We start from the raw sequence: 15,099 nt of genomic DNA, 5'->3' as shown, positions 1-15,099 counted from the left end.
TCGAATATTGATTATGCAATCAGTATTTCGCAAATATTTCCACAGATCAATCGTTTAAAAAACGATGAAAAGGAACCAATTGATTTTAATCGTTATGGGATCAAAAGCAATGTTAGTGACCTTTTTGGCAACCGTAGTTTATCGGCTATTAGTGTCGAAGGTCTAACGCAAATAAACAAAGTTTTAGATTTAATTGAATTTGACCAGTTACAGCATGTTGATCTGATTGCCTTGTATAATTGTTTCCAAGGCTGTATTGGTGGCTATTATTTATGGTCAAATCCTTTTGAAGGATGTTTTAATATTGAAAGTATTTTAGAGGATTGTAATGGTTCGTTAGCTACTTTAACTAAAGATGAATATACCAAGATTCATCAAATTGATAGCAGTAACGAACAAAATTTTAAAGAACGATTAGCCTGGTTTAATAAAGTTAATGCGATCTTAGAAACTTTACCACAGTTTGATTGTGGCAGTTGTGGATTTGCCAATTGTCGCGGTCTAGCAGCCAGAATTGCAAATGGTGAAGTCGATGCTTCATTATGCCGGGTCAAGAAAAGGTGATTAGATGCAGGTTAAAGATATTTTGAATTTATCATTAAAACAAATTAATGATGTTGACCTTTCAAATGAAATTGAAGGTGTTTATATTGGTGATCTATTGAGTTTTGTCATGGCTAATGGAAAAACTGGTGCTTTATGGTTAACAGTGCAGAAGCATTTAAATGTAATTGCCGTAGCTGATTTAAATGAATTTGCTGGAATCATCTTTATTCAAGATAGTTATCCTGATCAAGATACGATTGCTAAAGCAACAGAGTTAGAAATCCCATTATTTATTACTAGCGATGATGCTTATACAATGGCAAAAGAGTTAGTCGCTTTGGGGTTATAGTATGTATTATGATTTGCATATCCATTCAGCTTTATCACCATGTGGTGATGAACTAATGACCATCAATAATATTTTTAATATGGCTTATATTAAAGGTTTGGATTTAATTGCCATTTGTGATCATAATTCACTAAAACAGCAGCATTATTTAGATAAAATTATTGATCATGAAATATTAAAAGGGAAAATTGATTATGTTCATGGAATTGAACTGCAAAGTAAAGAAATGGTGCATATTTTAGCCTATTTTAAAAAACAGACACCTTTAGCACCAATCCAGACATGGATCGATCAGCATTTGATCAAAACCCCTAATCGCCCTGATTATTATGGTGATCAAGTAATTTTTGATGAAAACGATAATATTATTGATCATGAAGAAAATCTATTATTAGAATCACTTGATTTGGATGTTAAAGAAATCATTGATGCCATTCATAGTTTTAATGGTGTGGCAATATTAGCTCATGTCATGGCTAAAAAATTTGGTCTTTATGAAGTTTATCAGGATATTCCTAGTAACCTAAATTATGATGGCATTGAAGTTACTTGCTTGCGGGATTTAAAGGAATTAAAAAAGCTTTGTCCCCATGTCAAAGACGATTATGTTTTCTATAATAGCGATGCCCATTATTTAGAAGCAATTAATGAACCAATTCATCAAATCGATAAAGAAAAATTTTATCAACTGTGGAGGCAATCATAATGCAAGAAATCGCCATGAATATCTTAGATATTGCTTATAATTCCATACGCGCTAAAGCTTCATTGATTAAGATCTTAATTTTAGATAGCAGTAAGCAAAATATTATTGAAATTAAAATAATAGATAACGGTAAAGGGATGGATCAAAAAACGATCGATCGGGTTTGTGATCCTTTTTATACAACGAGAACAACCAGAAAAGTTGGTCTAGGAATTCCGATGTTTAAAGAAAGTATTGAAGCTACTGGCGGTCATTTTAAAATTAGTTCAACTTTAAATGTGGGAACTGAAGTCGTTGGCTGTTTTGTAAAAGATCATATTGACCGGCCACCGATGGGAAATATTGTCGATACTTTGATTACTTTAATCCAAGCTGATGAAAAAATAGATTATTTATTTGAATATAAAACTGATGATTTTAATTTTATTTTAGATACAAAGGAAGTAAAAGAAATTTTAGGTGATGTTTTAATTAACGAACCGGAAATTATTATTTGGTTAAAAGATTATATAAAGGAGGGATTACAACAATGAAATCCTTAGAAGAATTAAAAAAGATTCGTGATATGGCAAGAAATAATATGAGTATTCGCGGTGACGAAGAACAAAAATATCGCGTTGTCGTCGGAATGGCAACTTGTGGGATTGCCGCAGGAGCACGTCCTGTTTTAAATACGTTAGTAGAAGAAGTAGCTAATCAAAAACTTTCTGCAAAAGTATTACAAACTGGCTGTATTGGAATGTGTACTTTAGAGCCAATCGTTGAAGTGTTCGATCAATCTGATAATAAAACTACTTATGTTTTAGTTGATGAAAAGAAAGCCAAAGAAATTGCCGACAAACATTTAAAACACGATGAAATAATCGACGAATATACCGTCGGACACTACAAAAAATAGGAGGTTAAAAGATGGCAGCAAAAAGAACACAAGTATTAGTCTGTGCGGGAACTGGCTGTACTATCGGTAATTCTGGGGCCTTGATCACAGAATTTGAAAAAGAAATTAAAGCTCTAGGATTAGATAAAGAAATTGAAGTTTTAAGAACTGGATGTTTAGGGTTATGTGGTGTTGGTCCTAATATCTCTATTTATCCTGATAACATTATTTATAAAACAGTTCAGGTTTCTGATGTTAAAGAAATTGTCATGGAACATCTTTATAAAGGTCGTCCTGTTCATCGTTTAATGTTGAATGAATCTGATGAAGATACTCGGGAAATCCATGATATTAATGATACTAAATTTTATCATAAACAAAAAAGAATCGCTTTGCATAACTGTGGAGTGATCGATCCTGAAAATATTAATGAATATATTGGTAAAGATGGTTATTTTGCTTTAGCTAAAGCATTACAGGAAATGACACCACAAGAAGTCGTTGATGAAATCAAAGAAAGCGGTTTGCGTGGTCGTGGGGGCGGTGGATTCCCTACTGGTGTTAAATGGCAATTCGCTTTAAATGAACCTGGTGATGAAAAATATGTAATTTGTAATGCTGATGAAGGTGACCCTGGTGCTTTTATGGACCGTTCGATTCTTGAAGGAAATCCTCATAGCGTTATTGAAGCCATGGCAATTGCTGGTTATGCTATTGGCGCTAATCATGGTTATATTTACATTCGAGCAGAATATCCAATCGCTGTTGAACGTTTAAAAACAGCCATCTCTCAAGCTCGAGAATTAGGATTATTAGGAAAAAATATTTTTGATAGCGGTTTTGATTTCGACTTGGAAATTCGTTTGGGTGCTGGAGCATTTGTCTGCGGTGAAGAAACAGCTTTAATCCAGTCAATTCAAGGTGAACGCGGAATGCCAAATCCAAAACCACCTTTCCCTGCCAATAAGGGTGTTTGGGGCAAACCAACAATTATCAATAACGTTGAAACTTATGCCAATATCGCTCAAATCATCCAGCATGGAGCTAAATGGTTTAAATCAATCGGAACAGAAACTTCTCCAGGGACTAAAGTATTTGCTTTAGGAGGAAAAATTGTTAATACTGGTTTAGTTGAAGTACCGATGGGAACAACATTACGTGAAGTTATTTATGAAATTGGTGAAGGATGTCCTAATCATAAACGCTTTAAAGCCGTGCAAACAGGTGGGCCATCAGGTGGCTGTTTAACGGAAGAACAATTAGATACCCCAATTGGATTCGACGAATTAGTTAAACTAGGTTCCATGATGGGATCAGGAGGAATGATCGTCTTAGATGAAGATAACTGTATGGTTGACGTAGCTCGTTTCTATATGGACTTTATCGTTGATGAATCATGTGGTAAATGTACGCCATGTCGGGTCGGAACTAAACGAATGTTAGAACTATTGGAACAAATTTGTAATGGTGAAGCCACTATGGATACTTTAGATGAACTAGAAATGTTAGCTAAAACGATCCAGGATACTGCTTTATGCGGTTTAGGGCAAACTGCCCCTAACCCCGTTTTATCAACGATCAATCAATTTAGAGATGAATATATTGCTCATATTGTCGATAAAAAATGTCCAGCTGGTGTCTGCAAAGCCTTATTGCAATATGTTATCGACGCCGATAAATGCCGTAAATGCGGTCTATGTGCTAAACAATGTCCAGTTGGCGCTATTCATGGTGAATTAGGTAAAGTGCCGTATGTAATCGATCAAGAAAAATGTATTAAATGTGGTCAATGTATCAAAGCTTGTCACTTTAATGTAATTGAAAGAAAGTAGGTGTAAGGAATGTCAAAAATAAAAATAACGATCAATAATCGTGAAGTAGAAGCCTATGAAGGGCAAACTGTTTTAGAAGCAGCTAAAAACAATGGTATCCATATTCCTACTTTATGTTACTTAAAAGGAATTACGGGTACTGGTGCCTGCCGTGTTTGTCAAGTTGAAATTGAAGGTGCCAAAACTTTAGCCGCTGCCTGTGTTTATCCAGTTCGTGAAGGATTAGTAATCAAAACTAACTCTAAACGAGCTTTAGATGCTAGACGGAGAGTCGTGGAATTAATTGTTTCTAACCATTCAAAAGACTGTTTATCTTGTATTCGTAATACAAACTGCGAATTACAACGTTTATGCCAGGAATTAGGGGTACGCGAAGATGCCTTCGCTGGTCAAAAATCAAAACCGACTTTTGATGAAGTATCTCCAGGAATCGTGCGGAATACATCTAAATGTGTTCTTTGTGGTCGTTGCGTGGAAACTTGTGCTAAAACTCAAGGTTTAGGTGTCTTAGGTTACATCAATCGTGGTTTTAAAACCAAAGTCGGACCAATCTATGATAAAAGCTTTGCTGATGTCAACTGTATGCAATGCGGTCAATGTATTAATGTTTGTCCAGTTGGTGCCTTATCAGAAAAAGAAGAAATTCATGATGTTATTAATGCTTTAAATGATCCAACTAAACATGTTATCGTGCAAACAGCTCCAGCTGTAAGAGCTAGTTTAGGTGAAGAATTTGGAATGCCAATCGGTACTCGCGTAACCGGTAAAATGGTCCATGCGTTAAAATTAGTTGGTTTTGATAAAGTTTATGATACTAACTTTGGAGCCGATTTAACGATCATGGAAGAAGGTTATGAATTTATCAACCGGATCAATAATAATGGTGTCTTACCAATGATTACTTCATGTAGTCCTGGCTGGATCAATTATATTGAACATGAATATCCTGATTTATTAGATCATTTATCTAGCTGTAAATCACCACATATGATGTTAGGATCAATGATCAAATCATATTACGCTAAAATCAATAATATCGATCCAAAAGATATTTATACTGTTTCTATTATGCCTTGTGTCGCTAAAAAAGGTGAAAAAGAAAGAGAAGAAAATCTAACTGATGGTATGAAGGATATTGATGCCGTTTTAACAACTCGCGAATTAGGAAAATTAATTAAAATGTTCGGTATCAACTTCAAAGATCTTAAAGATGAAGACTTTGATCAAGATGTCTTTGGTGAATATACTGGTGCTGGGGTTATCTTTGGTGCTAGTGGTGGTGTTATGGAAGCTGCTTTAAGAACTGTAGCCGACGTTTTATCTAATGAAGATCTTGAAAATATTGATTACCATGCCGTCCGCGGGGAAGAAGGAATCAAAGAAGCAACTGTGCGCATCGGTGATCAAACTTTAAATGTCGCTGTTGCTCATAGCATGGTTTTAGCTAAACCATTACTAGAAGAAATTAAAAATGGTACTTCAAAATATCATTTTATTGAAATCATGGGTTGTCCAGGTGGCTGCGTTAACGGTGGCGGTCAATCTTATGTCAATGCCTTGATTAGAAACAGTGGTTTTGATTGGAAACAAGCTCGCGCTAAAGCATTATATGATGAAGATTTATCATTACCGGTTCGTAAATCTCATAAAAATTCACAAATTCAAAAATTATATGCAGATTTCTTAGGAGAACCAAACAGCGAAAAAGCTCATCATTTATTGCATACTCATTATAGCGCTAAACCACGTTTTAAATAGTTATTAGGAGGAGTTTTATGAAGAAATTATTTAAATATTTAGTTTGCTTAACGCTTTTACTTGCTATTGCTGGATGTACTGGTGGTAGTAGTGATGAATCTGATTCCGTTAAGATTCTATGTCCTACTGGGGCCCCATCATTAGCGTTTGTTAGCGAATACGAAAATATTACTAAAGAGGGAAAAATCGATTTTGTCGATGGTAGCGATCAGTTAGTTGCTGAATTATCAAAAGATGATAGTGAATACGATATCATCGTTGCACCAATCAATCTAGGGGCAAATTTAATCTCTAATAAACAAACTGACTACAAGATCCAAGCCGTGATAACTTGGGGAAATCTTTATCTAGTCGGTACTAGTGAAGATGCTTTAAATGGATCTGGTGAATTAGCATTATTTGGCGAAGGCGCTGTTCCTCAATTAATAGTAGAAGCGACGAACTTAGAAACTTCATTAACTCCTACTTATTATCAATCAGCAACATTGGTACAACAGCAGCTTTTAGCTGGAAATGTCCAAGCTGGCTTACTAGCTGAGCCTTTAGCTAGTGCAACGATAGCGAAAGCAAAACAAAATGGAATAGAATTATCAATTATTAAAAATATGCAAGAAGCTTATGGCAAAGACGGTTACCCACAAGCAGCTATCTTTGTCAAAGATGGTAAAAACTTTGATTCTTTATTTGAAAAAATTGATGAGTTTACTAATAATGGTTATGAAGGTTTAAAAGATTATCTTGAAAAAATTGGGATTGAAACTTTAGGTTTACCTAGTGTTGAAATCACAGTTAATTCAATTGAACGTCAAAATCTTCATTACAAATTAGCAAGTGACTGTTCTAAACAAATTAAAGACTTTTTAGAATTATATAAAATTGAATATAGCGATGATATGCTGGTGTAATGAAATATCGAATTATTACTATTTTATTACTATTAGCCCTTTGGCAAGGTTTTGCCTTATCAATTGATAAGGCAGTAATCTTGCCATTACCATTTAATGTTTTTAATCAAATGATCAATCTCGCTAGTTCAAAATCATTCTATGTAGCCATTTTGGCAACACTTATTCGAGTCTTTATTAGTTTTTTGCTTGCATTAGTTCTAGGTACTTTTTTAGGCATAATTAGCGGTTTATCAAAGAAAGTAAATAATTATTTATATCCCCTAGTTTCATTGTTACAAACAATACCACAAATTGCCTATATTCTAATTTTACTAGTCTGGTTTAAAAGCTTAACAGCATTAATAATCATTGTTTTATTAATGATTTTTCCGATTTTTTATAATAATGCTGTTAATGGCATCAAAAATATTGATCCAGAACTAAAAGATGTCATTAATTTATATCATCATAGCTTTAGCTATAATATATTTCATATTTATTTACCATTAATTAAAGGCTACTTAATTTCGGCAACTGAAAGTGCTTTGCCTTTAAGTTTAAAGGTAGGCGTTATGGCTGAAATCTTTGTTTCCGCTAGTCAGGGAATTGGTAAACAATTATATTTTGCTCGGGTTCAAATTGATATGACTAGTATTTTTGCCTGGACGATTTGGATGGTAATTATCATTTTGTTGCTTAATTATCTAAGTCAAAAAATTATTAGTTTTTTTAAACAAGATTAACATGATGTCATTAAGAATTAAACTTAATGACATTTTGTTTATTAGTTATATTAACTTTTGGAATTATACAAAAATTATTTATCTAACAATAAAATAAACTCCTATTGGAGTTTATCCTAAATCAATTATTTATCAAACATGATTAATTATTTGACCTTTTTCGACAAAATCGAGATCAAGATAATTCACATTAAAATCTTCTTTTTTCTTTTCAGATACAATCAATATAACTGTATCATCATATCCTTGTCCTTTTATTTCATCTAAATCAATTTTTATAGCCAGTTGTCCAGCTTTTACCTTTTGATTTTCCTTTATATATGCATTAAATCCTTTACCATTTAAATTAACAGTATTAATTCCAATATGCACTAAATACCCATTTCCGTCATTACCCCTAATTCCAAAGGCGTGTCCTGTTGGAAAAAGCATTTCAACAACTCCATTTACTGGACATACTATTTCTCTATCCTTAGGTATAAAACCAATTGTCTGTCCTAATATTTCCTCGCTAAACATTGAATCATTGATCATATTTGCAAAAACAATTTTTCCTTTAACTGGACTAACTATTGTCGAATCATTTACAGGCAAGATTTCTTTTTTTAGATATTTTAAAAACTTCTTTTTCAAATTACCACTTATAACCATATAACCACCTTATACTTCTTTCAATAATTCTTTTAATAACAACAATGATAGTACAATTCATATTAATACTATTTTCTCTTTATGACTTATCATCTAATTTTTCATATCAATATCTTTAGCAAATACTATACATAAAACACCAGTAGTGATAATTGAAACAATTACAGTTACTAATACCACAATCACAGAAGATTCTGGTCCAATGAAACCAGCTATTCCTAACAAGGATGCTGAATTTCCAACAATATAATTTTTTATTCCAAGAATAGCCGCAACAACAGCTCCTATTCCAGCTCCACAAGCTTGGGCATACCATAGTCTTTTGTCTTTTAACATAACACCAAAAATTGCTGGTTCACTAATACTTCCAAAGAACATTGTGATAGCTGATGAAATCCCCATTTCTTTTTTTTCCGGAATTTTACTAAAAATTCCTTGATATAAAGCAACCGTACCAATCGCCATATGAGTACATAAATAAGATGTAATAGCAACTGGATCAAATCCATAAATTGAAAAATAAATCAAATATACAGTTTGGTAAACTGCCCCATGTAAACCAAATAAAGTAAGTAGTGGCCATAACATTGCTAAAATCGGCATTACAATAATTCGATATTCTGCAATTGCAGTTGCAGGAATTGCGATCACTTCATTAAAGATAACAAAAATATTTGAAATTATCAAAAAATTTATTGGTGTCATAATAATAAGTGCAGCTAATGGAGAAACAATATTAACTAAAATTGATGGCAAACGCCCTTTGAAAAACTTTTCCAATAGGGAATATAAATACACGCTCATCAATACTGGTAAAAACTGATTCGCCCATGAAAATTGTGGTACTTTCACTCCGAATAATGTTAATACTGTTCCATCGTTTAGTGCAGTTATATATGTAGGTGCAAACATCATTAATCCCATAATCATCGCCATTCCTTCGCTGCAGCCAAGTCGTTTAGCTGCTCCTACTGCTAATAAAACTGGAAAAAAATACATAATACAATCAGATGCTGCCCAAAATAACTGATAAGTTGTATTATCCGAGGAAACTACTCCTGCAAAAGATAAAACTGTTAATATAGCTTTTAACATTCCGCATCCTGTAAGTGGAATAATAATAAACCCTACTGCTCCTTGGATATATGTGCCGATATCTGCAATTATCTTCTTAAATTTAAATCCTTCTTTTTTCTTTTGAATATTTTCCACATTATTTATCTGATAGTTATCAATAAATTTTCGATACACATTACTAACTTCTGAACCAAAAATAATTTGAAATTGTGTTCCAACCTTAATTGAACCTTTAACTCCTTCAATTGACTCAATTATCTCTTTATTAAATTTTGATTCATCTATCAAACTTACTCTAAAGCGAGTTGCACAATGTGACACATTTTTTATATTTTCAACTCCACCAAGTCCTTGACAAAGCTGGTTTATAATTTTCTCATAATTCATAAACATTTCCTCTTTTCATTAAAAATATCTTTGCTTTTCTACATTTGCTAGTAGGACATCCATTCCATCATTAGCCATTATTTGTTCAATTCTTTTAAATTTCCATTCTCCTTCTTCTTTTACAAAATCCATGTTCCAATAAAAAGGATAATAAATAATATCAGTATTATATCTATGGACAAATTTATTCATCATTCGATTAGGTTCATAACGAATAATATGACCATGCGCTGTATCATTATCAATATTTAAATGTATAAACGAAGATATATGATTCCAGCATGCTTCTCTGGGTAATTCTCTTCCTAAAATATTTATTTTTCGTCTACGTTTCTGTTCTAGATATTCTTTCCATTCTTTTGTTCCAGATAACCCCCAGCTTGTACAATCAAATTCTTTTGATGTGATATTGTATAAATCTTCAAACATATCATTATCAATATCCCAATTATGTCTCCTAAATAATTCTTTTATTTCTTCACTGTCGCTTTTTAATTTTACTCCCTTTATTGCATACCAGGGATTGTCTTTGATAGGATCAATTGGTGATTTTTTACATCCATTGTATTTACTATAATCTATCATTTTCCACCAATTTGATACAAATGATGTATTACCACTTTCACATGTCAATAAACAATGTATTCGATCAATTTTCCAACCATCTTTTGTAAATACATAATGGATGACATTTGAAATAGCCCCAAACATTAAATTTAAAAAATCATTAACATCTTTACCAAATAATAAAGTAAAATAGAAAGACTGATAGGCTTCTTCTTCATTATCTCTTATTACATTATTAAATACACGTAACTTTTTAATATCCAGCTTCTCACCTTTCCATTTTAATGTTTCAACAACATCTTCAACACCTTTTGTTTCTTTTAAAAAAGACGATTTTAACTCAACACCTTTTGTAAATATTTTTCGTAATATCCCCATATCATCTTTCTCTAAAGCACTAACGAACGTATCAAAGACTGTCATAATTTCTTGACTCATAATCTTCCTCCATATTGCAAAGCATACTTAGTTGCAAAATATATATTATGCTTTGCATCTGACACCTGTTTTGCATCACCTAATATGACACATTTTCTATTTTTCATATAATCATATACCTGATTACTTTTATATCCGCACGCTAAAACATATGTGTCAAACTGCCCTATATTTTTTATTTCTTGATTTTGTTTAACAATAAGTTCTTGTTCATCATTAATTTCTATAATATGCATTCCAGTATAAACTACAATATCATCATTATTTATTTCTTTTAAAAAATCTTTTCTTACTATTGGATTCATATCTGCAGCAATTTTATCTTTCATTTCAATAATATAAACTTGATTATTCTTAGAAGTGAGATATTCTGCAGTTTCACAGCCTACCAAACCTCCACCAAGCACTGCAATTTTCTTATCATATAAATTCACATTACCTGCTAGCACTTCTTGAGCAGTAATAGAATTTTCTTTTATACCTTTTATATTCGGTATAATTGGAGTAGAGCCTATTGCTATTATGAATAAATCTGCTTCTATATCATTTATATTTTTTTCATTAACTTCATAATTTAAATGTATATTAACTCCATTTTCTTTACATAACGCTTCCAAAGTCTGTATTTCCTGATGAAATCCTTCTTTACCTTTAGGAATACCTGCATAATACAATAATCCACCTAAATGATTACTTTTTTCATATACAGTAATATCATATCCTCGTTTTGCAAGAATCCAGCTAGCTTGTAATCCTGTGCAGCCACCACCAATTACAGCAATTCTCTCTTTACTCTTTGTCGGTATTAATTTCCAAGTTGATTCTTTTCCAGTAAACGGATTAAAAATGCAAGACATACCAGTATCTTCTATTTCACATCCAATTTGCGGATTACATCTTTGCATGCAGCCAGCACAATGGAAAATTGATATTTCTTTTCCGTTCAATACTTTATTTGGAAAATGCGGATCTGCAACCGATTCTCTTGCTAGCACCACAAAATCAGCTGCTTTTTCACTAACTATTTTATTTGCAATCATACTAGAGTTAATTCGCCCCACGACCATTACTGGAATATCTACTGCATCTTTTATTTTCTTAGAATTAGATGCATTAAATCCTGGTTTTACAAAATAAGATTTTATTGAATCATTAATAGACACATTGATTACATCAATTCCAGCTTTTTTAGCCAGCATTGCATATACTATTGTATCATCGATAGTGTTATCATCAGTTTCCTTTCCATCACATGCATTAATCCTTAAAGAAACTGGATAATCAATACCGCATTCTTTCCGTATTCCTTTTACAATTTCAAAAACTATACGAAATCTATTTTCATAATTTCCTCCATAATCATCAATACGTTTATTCAATCTTTTACTCAAAAACTGGGTAATAAGATAGCCATGTGCACCATGAATTTCAACACCATCAAATCCAGCCTGTTTAGCTCGTAATGCTGCATTAACATATTTTTGAATTAAAACCTGAATTTCTTTAATATTTAATTCCTCTATTAGTACTCCATTTTCAATTATTTTAGATGGTCCTTTTGCTTTAGGATTACTTTCATTTATAATACTTATCATTCCTGCATGATGAATTTGTGCAAATATCTTTGCACCCTCTTTATGAACTGCTTCTGTAACTTTTTTTAAAGAAGGAATAAACGAATCGTTCCAAATACCTGGTTCCGCCTCACTTCCAAGCCCACCTGGATCTATCGCTAAAAATTCTGTAATCAGCAGCCCAAAATTTCCTGCAGCTCTTTCTCTATAATAAGCTACACCTCGTTCATCATATTCATTATTTACTGTCAATCGACTTTTCATAGGTCCCATAACAAACCTGTTTTTAATTTTTATAGAATTTATTTGCATAGGTGTGAAAAGTATATTTTCCATTAAAAATTTCCTCCATCTATAAATAAATGCTGTCCGGTTGTTTTACTTGCATTTTCTGATAAATAATATGCCACTGCCTCTGCAATATCTTGCGGAAGAACTTCTTTTTTTATACATTGTTTTGATACATGCTGTTCAAATTTATTTTTTAATTCTTCATTTTTTTTAATATCGTCACTTTCCCATAGAGGTGTCCAAACATCTCCAGGATTTACTGTATTGACTGTAATATTTCTTTCTCCTAACTTTTTAGCTAGAGATTTAGCTAAATTATCTAGCGCTGCTTTAGAAGCATTATATGCAAAACTTGTATTGCCTGCAGCCATCCGACTTGCAATTGATGATATAAGTACAATAGCTCCTCCATTTTTATTCATAATTTTTGAAATAGCCTGTACTGAAAAAAAAGCTCCTTTCAAATTTATATCAAAAACTATATCCCAATCCTTTTCTTCTATATTTTCAAATAATACCCCCCTTGTAATACCACTTGTATAAACCATAGCATCAATAAAGCCAAACTCTTTATAAGCCTTTTCAATATTTTCTCTAACCTTTTTAATATTCCTAATATCTGTTTTATAATACTTCAATACCTGATCATTATTTTTAATTATTTCCTTTAATAATTCATCTTCTTCATTTTTGATATCAAATAAAATCAATTTATATCCAATTTGAATCAACTTTTCACATATAGCTTTTCCCAATCCGCCTATACCAAATAATGCCACTATCTTTTTCTCTTCCATAGAATTCCTCCAACTTTCATTTTGATTTTTGTAAGCTCTTACAATTATCATTATAATCAATTATAATCATTTGTCAACCATATATAATCATTTTTATGATTATATATGGTTATAAATAATCAATATTAATCATATAACTCAAATTATTGACTTTTAATAAAATACGTGAAATATAATAAAACCTACTAGCATTCCACTAGTAGGTCATATCATAATATTTACTTATTAGTTTTTAGCACAGATAAAAATATAAAACTTTTCAATAATATTATTTTGTATAAATAATATTAGAAAACTTTTTTGCTAAAGAATTATCTTTCGTTGTAATTACATTAGTAATATCTATATGTGCAATTTTAAAATAAGAATCATTATCAAATTTATCTTCTGTCGCTAAACAAAACGACTGTTTAGAATTTTCAATTCCTAACTTCTTAATTTCACAATCTATTAATTCAGAATCTACAAGATATCCTTTTGAATTAATTCCTGCAACTCCTAAAAAAGCCTTAGTAAATACAATGTTAGATAACTTTAAAATCACTTCACTGCCATAACAATACCCACCTGCATGAATATTACCACCTATTAAATAAGGATTAAATCCATATTTGATAAGTTCAGGAATCAAAAAATAAGCATGAGTAAATATTTGTATATTTTTTGCTTTAATATAAGGAATCATTTGTGCAGTAGTTGAGGATGCATCTATAAAAATAATATCATTATCCTGAATATAAGATGCAGCCATTTGTGCAATTTGTTTTTTTTCATCTAAATTAATAGTAAGACGAATTTCTAAAGGATTTCTTTCTGAAAATAAACTAGACGGGAAGCGAATACCACCATGATACTTTTCTACTTTTCCCATTTCCTCTAATATTGTAAAATCTCTTCTAATAGTTGCTGGACTAGAATTAAGTGTTTTTGCAACATCATCAGCAGATAAATATCTTTGTTTTTGTAATAATTTGAGAATTTCTTCTCTTCTTTGAGCCATATTCATATTATTGTCATCCCTTACCGTATACAAATTTTAAATATTTTATAAGCAAATTATACCATATTACATGTTTTAAAATACAGTTATTTTAATCTTACAGCAACTGTATTTTTCATCTCATAAAAAAAATCCTCTCTTTTCATAAGCAGCTTTCGCTATCTACTATAAAGGAATCATCATTGACAAACAAGAAAGCGCACTATATTACTTGTTGTCCAATTATCGAAAAATTGAATAATAATGTTTTACATTATTAATTGACATATCACAGTATCAATGGTATATTTTGATTAGAAAAAGTATACTTTTATAGCCATGGTTTTCTGGCCGCTCGAGGTTGGATGTGCAGATTAATGCGGAGCCATGTTTTTTTCTATCTTAATTACATTTAATTAAATGATTTAAAGTTAGTAATATAAAATCATTAGCAATTACTTTATTTCTATTACTAATATTGATTAAAACAAAAAACAGCAAACGCTGTTTTTTAGATATTAAATTTATTTTAAATAAGTCTTTTTTATATATTTAATTGTTTCATCTAGATTACTATTAGCTAAATGTTCCAACATATCTTTTAAAATAGCATCCGTTTTTTCATTGATTACATAATAGT

At 31.4% G+C, this 15,099-nt stretch carries 15 protein-coding genes; 9 read left to right on the top strand and 6 right to left on the bottom strand.

Annotated elements, in window-relative coordinates:
- The 9 genes from J7M77_RS12240 to J7M77_RS12200 all read left to right on the top strand — a co-directional run.
- A partial coding sequence (locus tag J7M77_RS12240) for a (Fe-S)-binding protein (RefSeq protein WP_296878961.1) occupies positions 1–564 on the top strand: 564 nt, incomplete at its 5' end.
- Between the two features lie 4 nt (positions 565–568).
- Positions 569–895 carry a hypothetical protein gene (locus J7M77_RS12235; protein WP_296878959.1) on the top strand — a complete coding sequence of 109 codons (327 nt, stop codon included), beginning with the start codon at positions 569–571 and terminating at the stop codon, positions 893–895.
- 1 nt (position 896) lies between these two features.
- The gene (locus tag J7M77_RS12230; RefSeq protein ID WP_296878957.1) at positions 897–1,601 is read left to right on the top strand and encodes a PHP domain-containing protein; all 705 of its coding nucleotides are present in this window, start codon (positions 897–899) and stop codon (positions 1,599–1,601) included.
- Positions 1,601–2,134 carry an ATP-binding protein gene (locus J7M77_RS12225; RefSeq protein ID WP_296878955.1) on the top strand — a complete coding sequence of 178 codons (534 nt, stop codon included), beginning with the start codon at positions 1,601–1,603 and terminating at the stop codon, positions 2,132–2,134. Before J7M77_RS12230 ends, J7M77_RS12225 begins: the two co-directional genes overlap by 1 nt.
- Entirely contained in the window at positions 2,131–2,499 is a 369-nt protein-coding gene (locus tag J7M77_RS12220) for a (2Fe-2S) ferredoxin domain-containing protein (RefSeq protein WP_296878954.1), read from the top strand. The genes J7M77_RS12225 and J7M77_RS12220 overlap by 4 nt, the downstream gene beginning before the upstream one ends.
- A gap of 11 nt (positions 2,500–2,510) precedes the next feature.
- Positions 2,511–4,310, top strand: coding sequence for an NADH-quinone oxidoreductase subunit NuoF (locus J7M77_RS12215; RefSeq protein WP_296878952.1), 1,800 nt, complete (start codon positions 2,511–2,513; stop codon positions 4,308–4,310).
- 9 nt (positions 4,311–4,319) lie between these two features.
- On the top strand, positions 4,320–6,068 hold the full coding sequence (locus J7M77_RS12210) for an NADH-dependent [FeFe] hydrogenase, group A6 (RefSeq protein ID WP_296878950.1): 1,749 nt from the start codon (positions 4,320–4,322) through the stop codon (positions 6,066–6,068).
- 17 nt (positions 6,069–6,085) lie between these two features.
- Positions 6,086–6,973 carry a hypothetical protein gene (locus tag J7M77_RS12205; protein WP_296878948.1) on the top strand — a complete coding sequence of 296 codons (888 nt, stop codon included), beginning with the start codon at positions 6,086–6,088 and terminating at the stop codon, positions 6,971–6,973.
- Entirely contained in the window at positions 6,973–7,698 is a 726-nt protein-coding gene (locus tag J7M77_RS12200) for an ABC transporter permease (protein ID WP_296878946.1), read from the top strand. The genes J7M77_RS12205 and J7M77_RS12200 overlap by 1 nt, the downstream gene beginning before the upstream one ends.
- Before the next feature lie 132 nt (positions 7,699–7,830).
- Here the strand turns inward: J7M77_RS12200 and J7M77_RS12195 are convergent, their stop codons facing one another.
- From J7M77_RS12195 to J7M77_RS12170, 6 genes are all read right to left on the bottom strand, one after another.
- A complete protein-coding gene (locus J7M77_RS12195) occupies positions 7,831–8,349 on the bottom strand; it encodes a PTS glucose transporter subunit IIA (protein ID WP_296878944.1) in 519 nt (172 codons plus the stop codon).
- Positions 8,350–8,442: 93 nt separating this feature from the next.
- A complete protein-coding gene (locus J7M77_RS12190) occupies positions 8,443–9,813 on the bottom strand; it encodes a PTS transporter subunit EIIC (RefSeq protein WP_296878942.1) in 1,371 nt (456 codons plus the stop codon).
- A gap of 18 nt (positions 9,814–9,831) precedes the next feature.
- Complete coding sequence (locus J7M77_RS12185; RefSeq protein WP_296878940.1) at positions 9,832–10,818, bottom strand: hypothetical protein; 987 nt, start codon at positions 10,816–10,818, stop codon at positions 9,832–9,834.
- Positions 10,815–12,728 carry an NAD(P)/FAD-dependent oxidoreductase gene (locus J7M77_RS12180; RefSeq protein WP_296878937.1) on the bottom strand — a complete coding sequence of 638 codons (1,914 nt, stop codon included), beginning with the start codon at positions 12,726–12,728 and terminating at the stop codon, positions 10,815–10,817. The genes J7M77_RS12185 and J7M77_RS12180 overlap by 4 nt, the downstream gene beginning before the upstream one ends.
- A complete protein-coding gene (locus tag J7M77_RS12175; RefSeq protein ID WP_296878935.1) occupies positions 12,728–13,480 on the bottom strand; it encodes an SDR family NAD(P)-dependent oxidoreductase in 753 nt (250 codons plus the stop codon). Before J7M77_RS12175 ends, J7M77_RS12180 begins: the two co-directional genes overlap by 1 nt.
- Positions 13,481–13,748: 268 nt before the next feature.
- Positions 13,749–14,486 (bottom strand): DeoR/GlpR family DNA-binding transcription regulator, encoded by a 738-nt coding sequence (locus tag J7M77_RS12170; RefSeq protein WP_296878933.1) that lies wholly within the window; start codon positions 14,484–14,486, stop codon positions 13,749–13,751.
- Positions 14,487–15,099 lie beyond the last annotated feature (613 nt).

It is taken from the genome of Thomasclavelia sp., assembly GCF_017889095.1.
Lineage (GTDB): Bacteria > Bacillota_I > Bacilli_A > Erysipelotrichales > Coprobacillaceae > Thomasclavelia.
The sequence above is the reverse complement of the archived record's forward strand: the minus strand, read 5'-3'. Positions and strand labels throughout refer to the sequence as shown.

Bases quoted from the DNA above. Each gene is read 5' to 3' on its own strand.
- J7M77_RS12215 (WP_296878952.1), top strand. From the start codon at position 2,511: ATGGCAGCAAAAAGAACACAAGTATTAGTCTGTGCGGGAACTGGCTGT.
- J7M77_RS12235 (WP_296878959.1), top strand. From the start codon at position 569: ATGCAGGTTAAAGATATTTTGAATTTATCATTAAAACAAATTAATGAT.
- J7M77_RS12220 (WP_296878954.1), top strand. From the start codon at position 2,131: ATGAAATCCTTAGAAGAATTAAAAAAGATTCGTGATATGGCAAGAAAT.
- J7M77_RS12170 (WP_296878933.1), bottom strand. From the start codon at position 14,486: ATGAATATGGCTCAAAGAAGAGAAGAAATTCTCAAATTATTACAAAAA.
- J7M77_RS12190 (WP_296878942.1), bottom strand. From the start codon at position 9,813: ATGAATTATGAGAAAATTATAAACCAGCTTTGTCAAGGACTTGGTGGA.
- J7M77_RS12185 (WP_296878940.1), bottom strand. From the start codon at position 10,818: ATGAGTCAAGAAATTATGACAGTCTTTGATACGTTCGTTAGTGCTTTA.
- J7M77_RS12200 (WP_296878946.1), top strand. From the start codon at position 6,973: ATGAAATATCGAATTATTACTATTTTATTACTATTAGCCCTTTGGCAA.
- J7M77_RS12225 (WP_296878955.1), top strand. From the start codon at position 1,601: ATGCAAGAAATCGCCATGAATATCTTAGATATTGCTTATAATTCCATA.
- J7M77_RS12205 (WP_296878948.1), top strand. From the start codon at position 6,086: ATGAAGAAATTATTTAAATATTTAGTTTGCTTAACGCTTTTACTTGCT.
- J7M77_RS12210 (WP_296878950.1), top strand. From the start codon at position 4,320: ATGTCAAAAATAAAAATAACGATCAATAATCGTGAAGTAGAAGCCTAT.
- J7M77_RS12180 (WP_296878937.1), bottom strand. From the start codon at position 12,728: ATGGAAAATATACTTTTCACACCTATGCAAATAAATTCTATAAAAATT.
- J7M77_RS12230 (WP_296878957.1), top strand. From the start codon at position 897: ATGTATTATGATTTGCATATCCATTCAGCTTTATCACCATGTGGTGAT.
- J7M77_RS12175 (WP_296878935.1), bottom strand. From the start codon at position 13,480: ATGGAAGAGAAAAAGATAGTGGCATTATTTGGTATAGGCGGATTGGGA.
- J7M77_RS12195 (WP_296878944.1), bottom strand. From the start codon at position 8,349: ATGGTTATAAGTGGTAATTTGAAAAAGAAGTTTTTAAAATATCTAAAA.